Here is an 18780-nt window from a genome sequence, read left to right as displayed (position 1 = left end):
TATAAATTAATCAAAACTGCCACTCACAGCACTCAAGCTCGCAAGCGCAACGGGCGCAAGCAAATCGCGCCCGTCATGCACAGATCATTGATCAAAAAGATTTACACAACACCGGGTAGTAGCGGCACAAAATGAACTTTTTCTAAACGCGTTTCTACAAAGCCTTCTTCTGTACGCTCAATCTGACGCAACTCTTGCTCGGCCTCGCCAACCGGAAAAATCAAACGCCCCCCTACTTTCAGCTGGGGGAGCATATCTTCCGGCAAAATAGGCGCGGCGGCAGTAATAATAATGACATCATAGGGGGCGGCTTCAGCAAGCCCCTTGCTGCCGTCTCCATGGCGCAGGCGCGCGTTATGCACCCCTAGCTTACTCAAGCGTTCACGCGTGGCTTTATGCAAGCCCCCGATCCGCTCTATGGAATAAACCGTTTTGAACAATAAAGCCAGAACAGTTGTTTGGTAGCCGCAACCCGTGCCGATTTCCAGCACTTTATCGTGCTGAGCCGCAGCCATCGCCAGCTCGGTCATACGAGCCACAATATAGGGTTGTGAGATAGTCTGGCCAAAGCCAATTGGCAATGACACATCGTCATAGGCTTTATGCGCCAGCGCCTCATCCATAAAACCGTGACGGGGCACTTCGGCCATCGCAGCAAGCACCGCAGGATGGCTGATACCCTGCGCTTTTAAACGCTCAACCAGCCTCGCACGGGTTCGAGCAGAGGTCATGCCTGCACCGCCTAAGGCGGCAATATTTAATCGGATAGCCATGTAGAGACAAGATCAAGTTGAGATTTAGCGGTTAAATCAACCGACAAAGGAGTCACAGAGACATAGCCATGGGCTACAGCATAAAAATCAGTCCCTTCACCCGCATGGGACACTTCCCCCACCGGCCCTACCCACCAAATGGTTTCGCCGCGCGGATTTTTGGATTGAATCACGCCGGAGGATTTATGTCGACGCCCCAAACGCGTCATTAACACCCCTTTTAATTCTGCGTAAGGGATATCCGGTACATTCACATTTAATAAAACGGGCGAGGCAAATGGGGATGCGATAAAGCGCTGCACTAAATCTCTGGCAACCTGAGCGGCCGTAGCAAAGTGCTGCGGGTTACGCGACGCCAAAGAAATCGCCATCGCAGGCACGCCTAATAGATGCCCTTCTGTAGCCGCGGCCACCGTGCCGGAGTAAATCGTATCATCACCCATATTCGCGCCATGATTAATCCCTGAAACGACCATATCAGGCAAAGATTCCATCAGGCCCGTTGCGGCCAGATGAACACAATCGGTTGGCGTACCGTTTACATATAAAAAACCACTCGGTGCTTTACGAACGCTTAAGGGGCGATCCAAAGTCAGTGAATTACTCGCCCCGCTGCGATCCCTCTCTGGCGCGCAGACAATCACCTCACCTTCTTCACGTAAAGCATCTGCAAGTGCAACAATACCAGGGGCAAAATAACCATCGTCATTCGACAACAAAAATCGCATGAATTTCTCCTTAAACGCCGCACGTCATCAACGACAGCAAGCCAGCGGGCAATACATTTTTTATAAAGCCCCCTGTCAGGGGCTCAGGCTAACACTTTTATTCATTTTCAAGGCGCTTGATAATATGCCACATGCCGCAATCAAAGCCATGGCGATATAACTGGACAAATGAAGCTGCTCATCCCATAGCAATACAGCAAATAGGGTAGCAAACAGCACCGTCAGATAAGCGAGGCTTGCCACTGCCAGCGTCTTGCCCCGGCTATATGCGCGCGTCATCGCCAACTGTGCAACAGTGGCAGAAACCCCCAAACCAAGCACAATCCAAATATTTCGACTGTCCAGCATAGTTAAAGGCTCATCTTGCAGCCCCATTAATACAGCCGCACCTAAAGATGAAACCAGAGAAAAGTAAAAAACCGTACGCCATGCAGGCTCACCCGCCTGACCCAATTTATTCACATTAAAATAAGCCACTCCGGACAGCAGGCCAGAGAGCAAACCCAGTAAACCTGCCTGCCATTGCGCGCTTTCAAAGGTAGGCTTTAGCAAGAGCACCACCCCCACAAAACCAATCATTATGGCGAGAATCTGGCCGCTTTGCGGTTTTTGCTTTAGATAAAAGATGGTAATTAACGTTAAGAATAAGGGCGAGGTATAGCTGAGCGTCACCGCTGTAGGCAAGGCAAGATGAGCAATCGCATAAAAATAAAACAATAATGCAACAAAACCAGCCACACAACGGGACATATGCAATTTCAGCATAGGCAAGCTTACTTTTAATGTATTACCTTGCAACATCACCACAAATAAAATACCAATAAACCCTGCAATACAGCGATAAAAAACCAGCTCCGAAATAGAAAACTGCACACTGCCCATTTTCACAAAAACACCCATGATTCCAAAGCAAAAACAAGCCAGAATCATCCAGAAAGAACTCGATTGTTTTAGCCGCTGCAACATTAACCCTCCAAAATTAAATAGCAATAAGCCCCATTTGAACGGGGCTTATTGCATACAATCGCCTGTTTATTAATAAAGTCGGTAGCCAGAAATCGTTTTTTGTACCGTTTCAATTAATTGCTGCAACTGATCTGCCGATATCGCTGATTGCACAGCCGCATCATTTGTTTGCTCAGACATATGTGCAATTTTTTCAACCTGCTGTGCCATTGCCGTGCTGGCACTACTCTGCTCAACCAAAGCTTCAGAAATATCCACGACGTAATTAACCACTAAATTTGAAGCCACACGGATATTAGCAATGGCCGAGCCTGCATCCCGCGCATGGGCCACGCCTTCTTCAACCTGCAACACCACTTGCCGCATCCGCGCCACCGCTCTGTCCGAGCCCTCCTGAATAGCGCTCACCGTATTAGCAATTTCCTGAGTAGAGCGACTGGTACGCTCGGCTAATTTACGCACCTCATCGGCTACCACGGCAAAGCCGCGCCCCAGCTCTCCTGCCCTTGCCGCCTCAATTGCTGCATTCAAGGCCAATAAATTGGTCTGATCGGCAATTTCTTTAATTTCATTCACTACGGTGCGGATCTGATTGCTTTTAAGCTGCAAATCGCTCATTTCTGCCGAAGCTTCACGCACCGTGCCCGCGATCGCATCAATTTCTGTCACCGTTGTATTAATTACGCGCTCACCATCGCTGGCTAAACGACCGGAATCCTGAGTGTGCGCCTTGGTGTCTCTAGCGCGCTCGGCCACATGATTAATACTTACTGTAACTTCTTCAACTGTTGCGGCCATATGCGCAGCTGATTCACTTGATACTGCAGAAATTTTTGTAAGCTGCCGGGTATTTGCCGACACTTCAATCGCCGAGCCTGACATTTTTTTAATTGATTGCTCGATGCTCACAAAACTTTTTTGTACCGTTTCTAAAATATGATTAACCGCTTTAACCAACTGGCTAATTTCATCATGACCACTAACGGGAATACGGCCAGTAAAATCAAGATTTTTTTCAATATAAGACAATGCCGCCAGGCTCTCTGTCATTGGCTTTTTAATTGCCCGGTAAATCAATGCGCCAATAAAGGAAACCAAGACCACACCCAAACCAGAAATCATCAAAAACAATACCACTGATTTAGAATTAGCTGATTCAGCCTCAATAATCAGCTTTTTAGCATGGTCTTCATTAAATTTAACCAAGCCTTTTACCGGCTCAATCACCGCGGTAAATTTAGAAAACCCTGTGGCATTCGCCAGCTCAAATGCAGCCGTAAAATCGCGATCATCTGATAATTTAATCGCATTCATATAAAGCTGATCGTAATCATGGTATGCCGCTTGTAATTGCTTATAGAGCGCACCATCCTCTTGCTCGGATACCAGCTGGCTATAGGCATTGATATTTTTCGTCAGCAAATCACGATTCGCCGAGACAAATTTAACAATTTCTGCTTTTTCCTGATCTTTAGAAGACAAAATATGCACAAATAAAACAATACGATTTTGATTCAGATCATTAGCAATTCGATTAGCCAATAAAGCGCTTTGCATTGAGTGTTCAGAAATATACTTTAAACGCGCAGCCTGATCATTCAGCTTGGATACGCCCAGCAGCATAACTGACAGCAAAGAAAGTAACGCAACTGCGATTAACGCAGTTAAACGTTGTGAAATATTCATTATCAAACCCCTGGCAGCGATCAGACTTAAGATTGTTTTGCTGTGCAAAAACCAGATTGGGCTCTATTCCATGCTTTGCGGAGTAAATAAACGGCTACTCACCACAAAATATTGATTACGCTTAAATCAGGCCTTTACTCATGACGAACATAACGTTCGACAAGCAGCAAAAAAACTCAATATTTTTATCAGAGCTGAGATTCTAAGCTAGAACAGCCTTAGCGGGGTACATAAGAATTTGCTGTTTTGAAAAAAATAACTTTAAAACTCAATAAAAACGCAACATCCGCAGAGGCATTCAAGCGTCACAACGACACTTACTTATTACTCAATGGATTAACAAAACTACATTTGCCTGAATTGCGCCGCAAAACTACGGCTTAAAGGTAAGGTGTGTTGACTATTTTTAAGCTCAATACGCTGCCGCCCAAGAATATCCCGCTCAATACGCGCAACCACATGCAAATTCACGATATAAGCCCGATGCACTTGAGCAAAACTTTTAGCTTGTAATTGCGGCAATAAATCTTTTAAAGAAGTCCGGATTAAATGCCGCTCATGCGCAGTTACCACCTCGGTGTATTTATCCGCCGATTGAAAAAACAGCACCTCATCCACCGCCACCAAGCGCGTCACATCTCCCAGACCCACAGTCAGCCATGCCAGCGGAGCCGCTTCTTTTTGTATGCTGCTCAATAGAGCATTGAAATCAAACTGCGGCTTACGCTCCCTTTGCAAACGAGTCACGCATTGCAAAAGCCGGTCATCACTCACCGGCTTTAACAGGTAATCAAGCGCCGAATTATCAAACGCTGAAATCGCATATTCATCAAATGCGGTAACAAACACCACCCGCGTATCACGCAAAGTGCTGGCCACCTGCAAGCCGCTTAGGCCAGGCATGCGGATATCTAAAAAAGCAAAATCAGGCGAGAGACGATTAAGCTCACTCACCGCTTCCAGCCCGTTCTTTACCACGGCCACAATATTTAAATCCGGCCAAAGCACTTGCAAGCGCTCTGCAAGGCTGCTGGCAAGCAACGGCTCATCGTCGGCGATTAAAGCGGTGGGCATGGGGTTTCCTTCGCTCAAATTTTATTCAAAGGCAGGGTTAATTCAGCAATCACACCACAGGGTACATTGGGATAAAGCGCCAAACGCCCCTGCTTGCCATATAAGTTTTCTAAGCGCTTACGTACATTCGGCAGGCCCACGCCCTCTTCCCCGGCCGTTTGCAAACCCAAGCCCGTATCATAGACCCGTAAGCGCAGTAGTTTTTCAAAGACATCCGCCACAATATGCAGCTCGCCACCCGCGATTGCAGGCTCAATGCCATGCTCTAAAGCATTTTCTACTAAAGGCTGCAAAAGCAGCGGCGGCAAGAGCGCAGCTTGTAAATCGACAGGCACATCGATCTGGTATTGCAAACGATCGCCAAGGCGGATTTTTGTGATGGCCAGCAAAGCACTGACTAAATCCAGCTCTTCAGCCAGCGTGACTTGCTTTTTACGTGTGCGGCTTAAGCTGGCTCGCAAATAATCATTTAAATGATCGAGCATGGTTTGTGCAAGCGCCGCATCGCGGGTAATCAGGCTACGCATATTCGCCAAAGTATTAAATAAGAAATGCGGCTCGATTTGCGCTTGCAGCATGGCCAATTGCGCGGCGATTTCAGATTGCCGCACTTCTGCCAGCTGCTGCTGCTCTGTCGCCAGCTGGGCGCGATACGTTTGCGAGCGATAAAGCACGAAGAAAAAACCCGTTGCGGCCACCGACACCAGAAAAGCCAAGGCAATCCAGCGCCATTGATACTGCGGATTGAGCCAAAAATAACTAATAACATCGGGCGCACCTAAAAAATAGGCCAGCTTAAAACCACAGAATAAGCCCAGTGGCAGCACCACAATCAAGCGCCATAAACGATGCCCGCCCATGCCACCACCCGAGCAAAAAGCGAGCGTATTCAGCGCAGAAATACTAAAACCGATTGAATGCGAAATCAGTAAGTTATCCAGAAAATATTCGGGCTTACTCGATAAAGTGCATAAAACGGCAATCAGGGTGTTCACCACCAATAAAACGGGTAAATCACGCCACCAGCGCGCCAGTAACAGTGGAAAATTAATCATGGTTGTGGCTACTGTTTAAAAAGATCAGGTAAAAAGCGTCAGACACCGCTAAAAGAAATACTTTAATGACAAACTGCTTGATCGCCTCTCGGGCAAAGCGCCGTACTGACTGAGCGCATTCCCGCGATTAAGCTGCCATTCCCAAGCCACATCAACCGTTTTAAAGTGATAACGCGCCTCAAACCACGCCATATCACTACTATCAATTAAATCATGCCGCCACATCGCCGCCAGCTCCAGCTGGGGCATTAAATCCGGCCAACGAGCCTGAGCCATGGTGGCTTGCCGAGTGAGCATAGACTGACGTGACTGCACCTCGCTGCGATAACGCCAATAGTCTTGCAATGGCCTCCCTTGCAAAGCCTGCCACTCTGCTGCGTTTTTAGCTCCGCCATCGTACTGATATTCCAAGCTAAGCGAAAGCTTGGATTCAGATGTCCAAGTCAGCCCGCTCACCAGACGATAAACGCGCCCACCTTCTTTGGCCGTACTAAGCTCGGCATGCAGCACCGTTGCATCATTAAGTAAGCCGGTTAAATTAAGCCCGAGCTGTGGCTGCGAATCCGCGTCGCCAAAGATTAAGAATTGTGAAGAAATCGCCCCATTCTGACTCAGTGCCAGCAAATAACGATTGCGCGGGTTGCTTGCCCCCCCATCAAGGCTAAATGCATCACGATCTGCATAATTCGCCAATTTCGGCGAAATCAACGCGGTGAACGCCCCGCCTGCCCAGAGCTTTTGCCCACGCAACATCACACTACCCTGGCGATTTTCCCGCAAGCTGGCAGGGGCCACCGAAACCACCGACCTGACCGCTCCTTCTTTAAAATAATCGCTCGGGTTATAGCCCAGCCCCACGCCGTAGCGGGTATTGATACGGCCAAAATCCAGGATCATATCGTCCACCGGCTGCCAGCTTACATACGCTTCTTTTAAAGTATTTACCTTGCTTTTCGGATCTTGCCAGCCTGGCCCGAAACCATCGAGCCGATCCGCCAGCACCACGCGCCAATCGGCGGCCAGCCGGGTATCCAGGCGAAAATCCAAAGACCGGCGCTGTGTATTTTCATACCCATGCTCCAAACGCGCCCTTCCCCACGCGCCTTCCACCGACAGCAGCCAATCGCTGCTTTCCACAGGCGCTGCCGAAGTCTGATCCGCCAGCAGCAAAGCGTCCTGATCGCTGGCGAATGCTGCTGAACACAGCAAGCCAATAAGCCATTTCATCGCTTACTCCGGCTTAAAGCGGGGTAGATAATCTCGCTGCAACCAGCTTTCTGGTACATCGCGCCAAGCATAATCGCTGTTTTTAATCACCGTGACCCAAGCTGGGTCCAAACCATCAATAATCACCGTTTCACTCGGGCGCTCAGCCCCCAGCTGAGGCTGATAGCGGCGGAAATAAGCCGTTTTTAATAAGCGCCCGCTCTCTGTATAAAATAAGGATTTAACCGGCTGCTTACTGGTTTTATCCAGCCACATTTCAATCGAGTGATAAGTAAGATCCGGTGAAATCGCTTTAAGTTTCAGCTTGTAACAAGCCCGCTTTTTACGGTCCCCATCCTGTATTTCCTCCTCCCCCACTAGCTCTGCACGGTAATCGAGCGCCAAATTAACCGTCAGCACATCGCCATTCGCCGCCTGCCCCAGTAAACGTTGCTGGGGTGAAATCCTCACGCTGGCTTTGCTGGCCGGATCATAAAACCACAGATCATTGCCATCTTTAAGCATCAATTTGCCGGTATCGCGAATAGGTGCCACAAAGCGAATCAAGTTACGAAAGCGCCCGCCATCCGGCCGTGAATAAATCGCCAGCGTATTTCTATCGGTTTCTTTGCCTTTTCGATATTCGATCAGCGTAGAACTCAGGCCAAAAGACTGAGTCGGATTACGAATCGCATCGCTAGCCGCCAGCAAAGCCTGAGCATCCACGGCGGCAAAACTAGCGCTGCTGATTAAAAGGCCTAAAACAATCAATAATTTCATCACAATCCCTTCCGTCTAAGCAGCAAACAAAAACGTATAAATCAACCGACCCGGCAGCAAAGTCGCAGCCCCTGCCCCCAACAAGCCCAGATAGCTACCCAAAACAAATCTCCGATGCCGCTTAATTTGCCCAGCTCTAGCGGCGCGAATCGCCACCACAATGCAAATCAACACCCATACCGACAATAAATGTATCGGGCTAAAACGATAGCCAGCCCACAGACCCGACAAGCCAAAAGAGGAAATCGCCGTGACGCCCATCAAGGCCATCCACGTTCTGCCCATCAATCGGTGCCGAGGCGAGCCCTTAGGCAGGCATAACACCGCCGCCCCCATCAGCAGGGCAGCCAAGGCAAACACAATATGTAAATATAAGAGGCTCATCTCTTGACCCCTATGCGTGCCGTAAGGCATCCACAATATTAAGCTGAGCGGCGCGTCTGGCTGGCCACCATGCCGATAATAAAGCCACCCCCACTAGCCCAAACGCGGTAGTAAACAGCATCTTGCTCTCGCCCCAAACCCGCACTGTCAAAGGAATTGGATCAACATTGCCCGGCGGCGTCCAAGTCAAGCCACTGTGATTCACCAGCCAGGCTAAAACGAGAGCGGCAAGCACACCGGTAATGGCCCCCATCGCCCCAAGGAGCACGCCCTCACAGACAAATAAGCGGCGAATGCCAGACTGACGCAGCCCGATGGCGCGTAAAGTGCCAATTTCTACCGTCCGCTCCACCACGGCCATGCTCATGGTATTGCTCACGGTAAACAGCACAATCGAGCCTATCAGTAAGGCGATAAAGCCAAAGATGGCGGCAAACATGCCCGTAATTTGCCCATATTGCGGATTAATCACGGTGTAATCCAGCACCTCTAGCGGCTGCGCTTTAAGCGGCCCAGCCATTAGTACCGCCAAGCGCGCTCTGGCTGCCGCCATTTGGCTGCTGTGCTTAAGCTGCAATACAATCGCCGTCACCTGCGGCGTGCCCGCGCCATAAATCAACTTTTGGGCCTGTGATAAATGCAGGCCCACAAACATATCGTCCAGCTCTTTCACGCCAATGGTTTCTGCCTTCACCACCGTTAAAGCCGCCACATTGGGCGCGCCATGCGAATTAGCCGCCAACATTTCAATACGCCCCGTAGCGGCTTTACTGCCCGTCCCTTCCGACAGAGCCATCACATCAGCAGGCGCATCCGAGCCACTGTTTGCTTCAGCGGCAGGCTGCGGGCAATTTTTAACGTGCAAAGCGCCGCACAAAGCCAATACCCGCGCCACACCCGTACCTATTACCACCGAATCTTCTGATGTGCCCGTCAGCGCTGATTGCTTGGGCGTAATAGGAAAATCATAATCATTCCAAAGCCCTAGCTTGTTCTGATCTTCCACCACCACCCCGCGCCCAAGCACGGTGCGTGAAACACCCGCCGAATAATTCCCTGCAATACCGCCCAAGCTCAGAGTGGGCGTAATGACATTCAACATGGGTGCTAGCACAGGGTCTTTTTTCAGCACACTGAGCAGCGCCGGGTAATGGGCAATTCCGTAAGCCGCCGGATTGCCGTTGCCATACAGAAAGTAATCTTTATGCTGAATTTGCAAATGGCCACTGCTTTGTACAAAGCCAGTTTGCAAGCCCAGATTTAGATCCTGGCTATATCCACCGAATAATAAGATGGTGACCGCCCCCACCAGCATCGCCAGCAGCGTGGCCAGCGAGCGGCGATAATTGCGTAAAAGATTACGCAACGCTAAAGAGAAGATATTCACACCAGCACCTCCTGCTTTTTCACTGCAGACCGGTCACGCTGCTCTACAGACACAATTCGCCCGTCGCGAATCAAAACGGCATCATCAGCCTCGGCCAATACCTGCGGATCATGCGAAGAAAAAACAAAGCTCACCTGATGCTCCAGCTGCATACGGCGCATCAATTGCAAAATCGCCTTGCCGGTCTGGCTATCCAGATTGGCCGTTGGCTCGTCGGCCAGCACCAATTGCGGCGCTGGGGCCAGTGCTCGTGCAATGGCTACTCTTTGTCTTTGTCCGCCGGAAAGCTGCCCTGGGCGATGATGTGCTTTATCAGCCAACCCCACCGCATCCAGTAAATCCATCACACGGGTTCTGCGTTTGGCTGCCGGAATATTCAGCATGCGCAGCGGGTATTCCACATTTTCAAACGCAGACAACACCGCTAATAAATTGAAATTCTGAAAAATAAAACCCAGATGTCGCGCTCTAAAATCAGCCAATGCATCATCAGGTAGCTGTGCTATATATTGCCCCGCCACAATCACATCCCCCTGATCGGCGCGATCAATGCAGCCGATCAAATTCAGTAACGTGCTTTTACCACTGCCGGACTGACCAGCAATCACCGTAAAGCGGTTGGGGTAAATAACGAGATTGACCTCTTGCAAAGCGGGCACATCCACCGAGCCTAGGCGATAGTGCTTACTAACCTGTTTTAAGATAACGGGGTACATGAGCAGTCCTCATTAAGGGAATGCCATCAATATATGCGGCCTTTCTGCTCGCTTTCAGCCAATGTGATAAAGCGCCACCAAGAGAAATAAAGCGTAAAAAATAAGGATGAAATACTCGGGCAATAAGGTACTCAACGTGCTTTGAACGCCACCTTGCGAGATGAGGCGAATTTAAAGCGCAAGCGATATGCGCTTTATGCACAATGGCGCAGCTGACGAGGCCTTAATCCGGCTATTTTCAAACTGAACACATCAATAAGGTTGACCATTTCAGTCAAGATCGGCAAAAATCAGGGTTAACGCCTCACTTTTCAGAGCACTATGGACTTTTACTCCAATAAACCACGATGGCGTCGCTCCTGATTTCTCTGCCCCGCCTTTCTTGCCTAGCTGTCACTGCCTTAACGCAAAGACAAACTTTGGAGTACGCCCATGTTATCGATTGATGAATTCAACGCCCTTAAAAGCCAAGGCTATAACCGCATTCCGCTGACACTAGAGCTGTTTGCCGATTTAGATACCCCGCTATCTGTTTATCTGAAGCTCGCCAATCAGCCTTACACCTATCTTTTAGAATCGGTGGTAGGTGGGGAGCGTTTCGGCCGCTACTCCTTTATCGGGCTGCCGGCCCGCACGCGTTTAAAAGTGGTTGGAAATCACACCGAAGTGATTTGTAATGATGAAGTGATCGAAACGCATCAAGGCAATCCTCTCGATTTTATTGAAAGCTTTCAGCAGCGCTATCGCGCCCCAGCCAATAAAATGCTGCCGCGTTTCTTGGGTGGTTTAGTCGGCTATTTTGGCTACGAAACCATCAGCTATATCGAGAAGAAACTCGCTAGCACACAAAAGCCTGATGAAATTGGCGCACCCGATATTCAGCTACTGCTATCTGAAGAATTAGTGGTAGTTGATAATTTATCCGGCAAGCTGTTTATGGTGGTGTACGCCAATGCCGAGCAAAACAACGCTTACCAAATTGCCGCCGACCGCATACACACCCTGCGCATGGCATTGCGCGAACCTGCAAAAATCCCACTGCAAGGCAAAGCCCCCAGCCAAAGCCAGATGACATCGGGCTTTGGCGAAGAAGCCTTTAAAGCCGCTGTACTCAAAGCCAAGGATTACATTATTGATGGCGACATCATGCAGGTGGTGCTTTCACAGCGCATGAGCCTGCCCTTTGAAGAGTCGCCGCTCTCGCTTTACCGCGCGCTGCGCTCCTTAAATCCATCGCCGTATATGTTCTTCTACCATTTTGGTGACTTTCATATTGTGGGTGCATCACCAGAGATTCTGGTGCGTCTTGAAAACGACACCGTTACCGTGCGCCCGATTGCTGGCACGCGCCCTCGCGGCAAAACCCGTATTGAAGACGAAGCACTCGCCGCCGAACTCTTGGCCGACCCGAAGGAAATTGCCGAGCATATTATGCTGATGGATCTGGGCCGCAACGATGCGGGTCGCGTAGCGCAAACCGGCAGCGTAGCGGTAACCGATAAAATGGTGATCGAGCGTTACTCACATGTGATGCATATTGTGTCTAGTGTGGAAGCCAAGCTTCAAGCGGGTATGAGTAATATCGACGTGCTCAAAGCCACCTTCCCTGCCGGTACGGTTTCGGGCGCACCTAAAGTGCGGGCCATGGAAATCATTGCCGAGCTCGAGCCAGTAAAACGGGGCATTTACTCGGGTGCAGTCGGCTATCTGGGCTTTAACGGCGATATGGATGTGGCCATTGCGCTGCGCACCGCCGTCATCAAAAATAAAACCCTTTATATGCAAGCAGGGGCCGGCATCGTAGCCGACTCCGTCCCCGAAAGTGAATGGCAAGAAACCCTGAACAAAGCCCGCGCAGTCTTACGCGCAGCGGAGTTAGTGCAAGATGGTTTAGACGCTTGATAGGCCACTTCCGGGCGTATTTCAATGCGCCCGGAAGCCCCAACCAATAGCACTTTCAAACAAGAGCTGACATGCCTTTTCTTATTCTTGCCCTTTGCGTCGTCCTTATCATCATGTGGCTGCAGCTTAGAAAAGCGGCCAGGGCGGAGTTTATTCGCAGCTATATGTTTCCCGTGGGCTTACTCGACAAGCTCCAGAAAACACGCCCTGAGCTAAGCCTTAAAGACAGGCAGCTGGTAGCCCATGCCTTAAGACAGTTTTTCTTGGTTTATCACAAGAGTAGGCATCACCAGATTGCCATGCCCTCGCAAGTGGTCGACGATTTATGGCATGAATTTATTCTTTACACCAAAAACTATCAGACCTTTTGCCAGAAAGCCTTTGGCCGCTATTTGCACCACACCCCCGCCAGCGCCATGGGCGCTAATAATAATGAAGGCTTACGCAAAGTGTGGCACTACGCCTGCCTTGAAGAAAATATCAACCCCAAACATCCTACCCGCCTACCTTTACTCTTTGCCTTAGATGCAAAATGGAATCTGGCCGATGGCTTTTACTATGCGCCTAACTGCAGGCAACAAACAGGCAATGGAACTGTGCATTGTGGTGCCGATTTTTTTACCAGCGATAGCGGCGGCAGTAGCAGCGATAGTAGTGACAGCAGTGGCTGTAGTGGCGGGGGCAGCGGAGGGTGTGGTGGGGGCGGCGGAGGGGGTGATTAGCTAAGGCAGCGATCTTCGGCAGATACCGTATTATTTGCCCGTGCTGCCTGGAACCACAGGCCTATACTGCTGAAACGCATCGAAAGCATCCTGCCTTTCCTGCCTATCACTTTTAATTACATAAAGGATACGCTATGAAAATCGCCAGTTTATCGATCTTCCTTGCTCTGAGCGCCCATGCCGATATCACGGTCCCTATGGATTTAGTCGATGACAAAGGCAGCGTTAAATCCATCGGCCATATCATCGTTTCAGAATCAGCCTACGGCCTCGTCTTTACACCTGCCATTGAAGGTTTAAGTGCAGGCATACACGGCTTTCATATGCATGAGAACGGCAGCTGCGCACCTAAGGAGCAAAATGGCAAAATGGTGCCTGCCTTATCAGCCGGTGGGCATTATGATCCACGCAGCACGAAACGCCACAGCTCGCCTTGGGGCGATGGCCATTTAGGCGATTTACCCGCGATGATTGTGGGTGAAGATGGCAAATATACTCACCCCCTCCTTGCCCCCCGTTTAAAAATGGGCGATTTAAAAGGTCGCAGCTTGATGATTCATCTGGGCGGCGATAATCACGCGGATCACCCTTCTCCATTAGGTGGAGGCGGCATGCGGCTTGCTTGTGGCGTGATACCAAGCTAAGCCTTTAACAAAACCGGGCCGGGTTTGCCTTTAAAATGGCCTTTTATATCCGGCCATTATTCATCCCAATATTTAATTAGCAACTGCGGCCCGATACTTATCTCCTTTTATTTTACTCAATCCCATCCCATTTTTAATTTCAATCTACTTTTAAATGATGCCTCGCTTATTTCAATCTGCTGCTGTTTTACTCTGCTTTATTTCTCTATTTTCCCTAGCTGAAAACACCCCAGAACGCGCCTCTGCTGCTCCTTCAAAATTCAATAAAATCTACGTCGTTAATAATGGCTGGCATACCGGATTAGTGGTGCCTGCCCAACCATTACAGGATTTATTTCCTGAATTAAAACAACGCTTTGCCAATGCAGCCTACCTAGAAATTGGCTGGGGGGATAAAGGCTTTTATCAAACACCGGATGTCACCGTAAAAGTGGCATTACGCGCAATATTTGGTTTATCTGGCTCAATTATCCATGTGGTTGCCATACCTCAATCGCCTGAACAGCATTTTGCCCGGCAAAACCCGCGTGCCTTTTGCCTTAAACCCCAACAGCTCAGCGCGCTTAATCAATTTATTGCCGCCAGCTTTTACCAAAACAACAACAAAAATATCATTGCAGGCCAAGCAGGTATTTATGGGGACAGCCAGTTTTACGAGGCAGTTGGCTCCTACCATTTATTCAATACCTGCAATAGCTGGACAGCCCAAAGCCTTCAAAGTGCAGGCCTTGAGATCAGCGCTTTTTTAAAGCTGACAGCCAGCAGTGTAATGGATGCGCTGAGTAAACTTCCCTCAGGCTGTGCAGTAGAGGTGCTTCCGGAAATCCCCATCCATTAACTTAATTTAAAGTATTAAGCAGGCGTTTTCCCACAAAAACCGCCTACTTACTCAAAATTAAATCAAACAAGATACCGCTTTATTTTTACATCTTCAGCACTTGGTGCAATTTCTACCCCAAATCTGAACGTCCTGCCGTCTATCCGTATAATGAACGCTCGTCGATACCGCCCTGATAGTTTTGGAATGTGTAGCCTGTTTTCTCCTCTGTATTTTGCACTGTGTTTATGCCTATTTTGTCGATGGCGTTAATCTAAATAAAGCCACTAACCTTTTTCTTTTTTGCGAAATAAATTCAATTCAATCAATAGTCAGCCAAGAATGGATTGAGCACAATCGCAATACCTGGTCGGCAGGATATTTAAAACAAACTGAAAACTACCTGAACAGAGACATCCTGCCGCAAATTGGGGCTATCCCAATTAGGAGTCTCAAAGCAGCCTATCTATTAAAACTTATCCGCAAAGTAGAAGAACGTGGCGCTCCTTCCGTGGCAGCGCTTATCCGCTTATGGATCGGCCAAATTTGCCGATACGCCATCGTTACGCTAAGAATTGAAATAACTGGCGTCAGAGTAAAGTCAAACCTGCTTCCTTCGGCTCTGAGGGTGTGAAACATAGCGGGATTTAAGTTTGCTCTGACCCCAGTTACTCAGCAGGGTTATTCTTAAAATATAGGATTATTTTTATGAATTTAAGACAGATATTTTTATTTATTTTCAGCGCATTTATTTTTATTATTAGCGGTTGTAAAGCACCTAGTCCAGAACCAAAACCACCATTATCTACGCCCATTAAACTTGATAAAACAGGCCAAAAAGTCACCATTGATTTCTGGTCAACTCCGGAAGATAGCCACGAAAAAAACATACTAATGCTTGGAGTCGAGTTTGCTGGGAAAGATACAAATTTTGACACTGATATTCTTAGGAAAACCACCCCCATCGTAAAAATAAAAGTAAAACGATTGGATGGTGCCTCAGTTGACGAAGGTGTGCATTTTGAATGCTTTAGCATGGACCCTAATGCCCCTTCTTTAGATAAAATTAAAGTAGCAAATGGCTCTAGTGAAGTGACAGCCTATGGTTATTTGTTTGCTAATAATAATTATTATCTGGCATCAATTGATCGAAAAACCCCTGGCTTTTTTCGTGCAGAAGTGGAAGTTCTTAAAGATAACCCTAAATTTAATAATTTGAATTTCAATATATTCGTCGCATACCGTCTTTATGGCGGCAAATAAATACTCTAATAAATTATGGCGAACCAGTAGCAGAACACTAGGCATTTTAGCTCACCCGCCGATGAGTCCTAACGACAGGGAAGCCCGCACCTGAATTTATTGACATTGTGAAATAGCGAACAAATATGGGGCTTTTTTATAGGGTTAAACCTTGCATTTGACATGAAGTAATTAATTTAACCAGCCCTGCAAACCACTATAAATTTTATCTCATGCAAAATGTAAGACCTGACCCCATTGCTTTATCGTGTTGCCACTATGACTTGTAGGTTCTATGCTGTATATAACACAACAGCAAGAGCTTGTCATGAAGTATATAACTCAAATGAGCTTGATGTTTTTGGGGGTGATTTTTAATGCTCAAGATATTTATGCAGAAAATCGTATTGTAAATATTACACTTTGCCATGAAGATGAAAGCTCTTATCCATGGATTTTAAAAGACAAGAAAGGATTAGATATTATTTTATTAGAAATGGTCGGTAAAAAATTAGATCTTGTATTTAAAATGAAATCATTACCCTGGGTTAGGTGTTTGCATGATTTAAAAGAAGGTTATGTTGATGGCGCATTTAAAATGAGCTTTAGTTCTGATAGGTTGGCTATAGCACGTTATCCAATGCAAGGAGGTATAGCTAATAAGGCGCAAAGGCTTCATTCTGATAGTTATAGTCTTTATAAAAGGAAAGATAGTACAGTAGGCTGGAATGGAAAAGAATTATTAAATATTAAAGGTGGTATTGTTGGTGTGCAAACGGGGTTTAGCATCATTTCTCAAATTAAAGAGCTTGGTGCTCGTGTTGATGACCAAACGCGCAGCGCTGAAATTAACCTTAAAAAACTGGCCACAGATAGAGTTGTTGCTATTGCATTGCAGACGCAGGAGGGTGACAGGACGCTTGATTTGATTCCTGAGTTGGCAAAGAAAATAGAGAAGGTAACACCAGCATTGATTGAGAAAAGTTATTATTTGGTGTTATCGCAAGGATTTTATAAAAATAATATTCAGTTATCCAATGATATCTGGATGACTCTTGAAAAAACAAGAGAATCTGCAGAATTTAAAACAATTGCTGAACAGTTTGATTGATAATTACTGGTTTATGCTGTTTATTTCATTTTTACGCTTATGGGGTTAGTTATTCCTTGGCAGTATAAAAAGAATGCCTGGTTACTGATGTAGTTGGTTAAGCAAAATATGAATATATAGTACGTACTAAATAAAAGAATAAAATACCGACAACAGAGTAAGCCCAAAGCTTGGTCGGTAATCCTCCCTCAAAATAATCATGGGTAAAAGTAGAATTACGCCCCCCTGATAGGAAATATTGCGTACCTTGCAATAACAGGGAAGCAATACGCAAATTATGCAAGCTTTTGTAGGGGCATTTTTTACCGTTTAGGGCCATATCTGGCGAGGCTTGAGCCTTCATCATGCAGGTGCATAAAAAATAGTGAGTTAAGTGGGCTGGCGTGGCGGGGTCACGAAGACGCGCGCCTAGTTCTGACGGCAAGTTTCCCCCAAAATTCAGACAAAAAACCCGCTACTGCGGGCTGGGTATTTCTAGCTTAAAAAGCAATAGTTACCTACCTATAATGCTTTTCATTATATAAACCACCAGTTTTAGGCCCTGCCCAATCAATGGGGCTAAGTAAAGAATCATCAATCATTTCTTCTGTACCCTCAACAGGCACTCCTCCAATACGTGCAATATTTTCTCTTGTGCCTTTTGCCGCAGAAACAATATACGCATTTTCATCTGTGATTTCTGGACGAGTAAAACTAAGAACCTCTACCATTTCAGCCATAAATCCTCCTTAAAAATCATCCGCAATAAGACCAATTAGCGCTACTATTTCATCCTTTTCAATAAAGTGTAGAACTGGCTTTTTAATACTCAAGAAGCCACAGAATTAGCGGTTACTGAATACGATTTAAACTGGATCACCTGCCCCCCAGCCAACGATAATGGTTTCTTTCAAAACATTGAATTAACATAAAAAACGGCGACCAAATGGTCGCCGTTTTTTATGCTTCAATCAAAATCCTATTTGCATTTCAGCCGGTCAAAGCCCTTTCCTGAGCTGATGTTTGTACAGCGCTCGTAAACTTTAGGAAGCTTAAATTCCTGTTTCGTATTGCTACGCTTATAAATACACACATACCAGTAATCATACTGAGACGGCCCCATCGTCCAAAATAGCGGGCCTCGATTGGCAGTCTCTGCATTGTCAGGTTTTAACTGCGCAAGCTCAGAAGGCGGGCCGCTGAAGAGATCAATTCCTGACGCTCTCTCTAAATGCCCCGATTCATTTGTTAGCCTTGGGCATGAAAATATCTCTGGTTTTACTGCCGCATGTGCAGAGCACCCCAATACCAGCAAAGTAGAAAGAGCAAATAGTGTTTTAACTACAAGCTGTTTTCGTTCGACACCAGACAACATCATCATATTTCAAGCCTCGGTAATCCCCCCCATTTTTAAGCTCACTTAAAAGTAGAGGCTAGGCATGTAATGCCAGTTCTTGTTTTGGGGTAATGCCCCCAATCCCATATGCGGCGCTCGTTATTGTAACTCCAAAGCCATTGCGTAGCGGTTTCTTGCACTTCAGCAATGCTTTCAAAATTATCACAAGCCAGCCAGAAAGTGAAATTACAGATTGCATTTACAAGCAGGTC

The 18780-nt window shown here is 47.3% G+C and carries 21 protein-coding genes and 1 pseudogene; 7 read left to right on the top strand and 15 right to left on the bottom strand.

Features of this window, described 5'->3' with window-relative positions; genetic code table 11:
- Positions 1-101 precede the first annotated feature (101 nt).
- From VN23_RS04085 to VN23_RS04035, 11 genes are all read right to left on the bottom strand, one after another.
- Positions 102-773 carry a protein-L-isoaspartate(D-aspartate) O-methyltransferase gene (locus tag VN23_RS04085; RefSeq protein ID WP_046349800.1) on the bottom strand — a complete coding sequence of 224 codons (672 nt, stop codon included), beginning with the start codon at positions 771-773 and terminating at the stop codon, positions 102-104.
- A complete protein-coding gene (gene surE / locus VN23_RS04080; RefSeq protein ID WP_046349799.1) occupies positions 758-1501 on the bottom strand; it encodes a 5'/3'-nucleotidase SurE in 744 nt (247 codons plus the stop codon). Before surE ends, VN23_RS04085 begins: the two co-directional genes overlap by 16 nt.
- Positions 1502-1576: 75 nt before the next feature.
- Positions 1577-2467: a DMT family transporter gene (locus VN23_RS04075; protein WP_197433014.1), complete on the bottom strand. Its 891-nt coding sequence runs from the start codon at positions 2465-2467 to the stop codon at positions 1577-1579.
- Between the two features lie 69 nt (positions 2468-2536).
- A complete protein-coding gene (locus VN23_RS04070) occupies positions 2537-4153 on the bottom strand; it encodes a methyl-accepting chemotaxis protein (protein ID WP_052746337.1) in 1617 nt (538 codons plus the stop codon).
- A 345-nt stretch (positions 4154-4498) separates the two neighbouring features.
- Complete coding sequence (locus tag VN23_RS04065; protein WP_046349798.1) at positions 4499-5227, bottom strand: LytR/AlgR family response regulator transcription factor; 729 nt, start codon at positions 5225-5227, stop codon at positions 4499-4501.
- A gap of 14 nt (positions 5228-5241) precedes the next feature.
- A complete protein-coding gene (locus tag VN23_RS04060) occupies positions 5242-6282 on the bottom strand; it encodes a sensor histidine kinase (protein ID WP_046349797.1) in 1041 nt (346 codons plus the stop codon).
- A 48-nt stretch (positions 6283-6330) separates the two neighbouring features.
- Entirely contained in the window at positions 6331-7509 is a 1179-nt protein-coding gene (locus VN23_RS04055; RefSeq protein ID WP_062654813.1) for a hypothetical protein, read from the bottom strand.
- A gap of 3 nt (positions 7510-7512) precedes the next feature.
- Positions 7513-8268, bottom strand: a complete 756-nt coding sequence (locus VN23_RS04050) for an outer membrane lipoprotein-sorting protein (RefSeq protein WP_046349795.1) — start codon at positions 8266-8268, stop codon at positions 7513-7515.
- A gap of 15 nt (positions 8269-8283) precedes the next feature.
- On the bottom strand, positions 8284-8652 hold the full coding sequence (locus VN23_RS04045; protein ID WP_052746336.1) for a DUF2306 domain-containing protein: 369 nt from the start codon (positions 8650-8652) through the stop codon (positions 8284-8286).
- Positions 8653-8662: 10 nt separating this feature from the next.
- Entirely contained in the window at positions 8663-10039 is a 1377-nt protein-coding gene (locus VN23_RS04040; protein ID WP_046349793.1) for an ABC transporter permease, read from the bottom strand.
- Positions 10036-10755 carry an ABC transporter ATP-binding protein gene (locus tag VN23_RS04035; RefSeq protein WP_046349792.1) on the bottom strand — a complete coding sequence of 240 codons (720 nt, stop codon included), beginning with the start codon at positions 10753-10755 and terminating at the stop codon, positions 10036-10038. The genes VN23_RS04040 and VN23_RS04035 overlap by 4 nt, the downstream gene beginning before the upstream one ends.
- Positions 10756-11187: 432 nt before the next feature.
- On the opposite strand from VN23_RS04035, the gene trpE reads away from it, so the two are divergent.
- The 7 genes from trpE (at position 11188) to VN23_RS04000 (ending at position 17193) form a co-directional block, all read left to right on the top strand.
- Complete coding sequence (gene trpE, locus VN23_RS04030; protein ID WP_046349791.1) at positions 11188-12657, top strand: anthranilate synthase component I; 1470 nt, start codon at positions 11188-11190, stop codon at positions 12655-12657.
- A 71-nt stretch (positions 12658-12728) separates the two neighbouring features.
- Positions 12729-13379, top strand: coding sequence for a glycine-rich domain-containing protein (locus VN23_RS04025; RefSeq protein WP_062654811.1), 651 nt, complete (start codon positions 12729-12731; stop codon positions 13377-13379).
- A 134-nt stretch (positions 13380-13513) separates the two neighbouring features.
- The gene (gene sodC / locus VN23_RS04020; RefSeq protein WP_046349790.1) at positions 13514-14023 is read left to right on the top strand and encodes a superoxide dismutase family protein; all 510 of its coding nucleotides are present in this window, start codon (positions 13514-13516) and stop codon (positions 14021-14023) included.
- Positions 14024-14177: 154 nt separating this feature from the next.
- A complete protein-coding gene (locus VN23_RS04015) occupies positions 14178-14861 on the top strand; it encodes a TIGR02117 family protein (RefSeq protein WP_052746334.1) in 684 nt (227 codons plus the stop codon).
- Positions 14862-15042: 181 nt separating this feature from the next.
- Positions 15043-15474: a phage integrase central domain-containing protein gene (locus VN23_RS22375; RefSeq protein WP_197433013.1), complete on the top strand. Its 432-nt coding sequence runs from the start codon at positions 15043-15045 to the stop codon at positions 15472-15474.
- 74 nt (positions 15475-15548) lie between these two features.
- A complete protein-coding gene (locus VN23_RS04005; RefSeq protein WP_046349788.1) occupies positions 15549-16103 on the top strand; it encodes a hypothetical protein in 555 nt (184 codons plus the stop codon).
- A 307-nt stretch (positions 16104-16410) separates the two neighbouring features.
- Positions 16411-17193: a substrate-binding periplasmic protein gene (locus VN23_RS04000; protein ID WP_197433012.1), complete on the top strand. Its 783-nt coding sequence runs from the start codon at positions 16411-16413 to the stop codon at positions 17191-17193.
- A gap of 97 nt (positions 17194-17290) precedes the next feature.
- Here the strand turns inward: VN23_RS04000 and VN23_RS03995 are convergent, their stop codons facing one another.
- The 4 genes and pseudogenes from VN23_RS03995 to VN23_RS22060 all read right to left on the bottom strand — a co-directional run.
- Positions 17291-17539, bottom strand: coding sequence for a hypothetical protein (locus VN23_RS03995; RefSeq protein ID WP_156455113.1), 249 nt, complete (start codon positions 17537-17539; stop codon positions 17291-17293).
- 151 nt (positions 17540-17690) lie between these two features.
- Positions 17691-17912, bottom strand: coding sequence for a hypothetical protein (locus VN23_RS03990; RefSeq protein WP_046349786.1), 222 nt, complete (start codon positions 17910-17912; stop codon positions 17691-17693).
- 239 nt (positions 17913-18151) lie between these two features.
- Positions 18152-18553, bottom strand: coding sequence for an STY0301 family protein (locus VN23_RS03985; RefSeq protein ID WP_046349785.1), 402 nt, complete (start codon positions 18551-18553; stop codon positions 18152-18154).
- A 52-nt stretch (positions 18554-18605) separates the two neighbouring features.
- Positions 18606-18723, bottom strand: a pseudogene (locus VN23_RS22060) (IS3 family transposase); the annotation flags it as partial.
- Positions 18724-18780 lie beyond the last annotated feature (57 nt).

Origin of the sequence: Janthinobacterium sp. B9-8 (assembly GCF_000969645.2) — a bacterium.
In the GTDB taxonomy this organism is placed as follows: domain Bacteria; phylum Pseudomonadota; class Gammaproteobacteria; order Burkholderiales; family Chitinibacteraceae; genus Iodobacter.
This window is presented reverse-complemented; position numbering and strand designations above follow the sequence as displayed.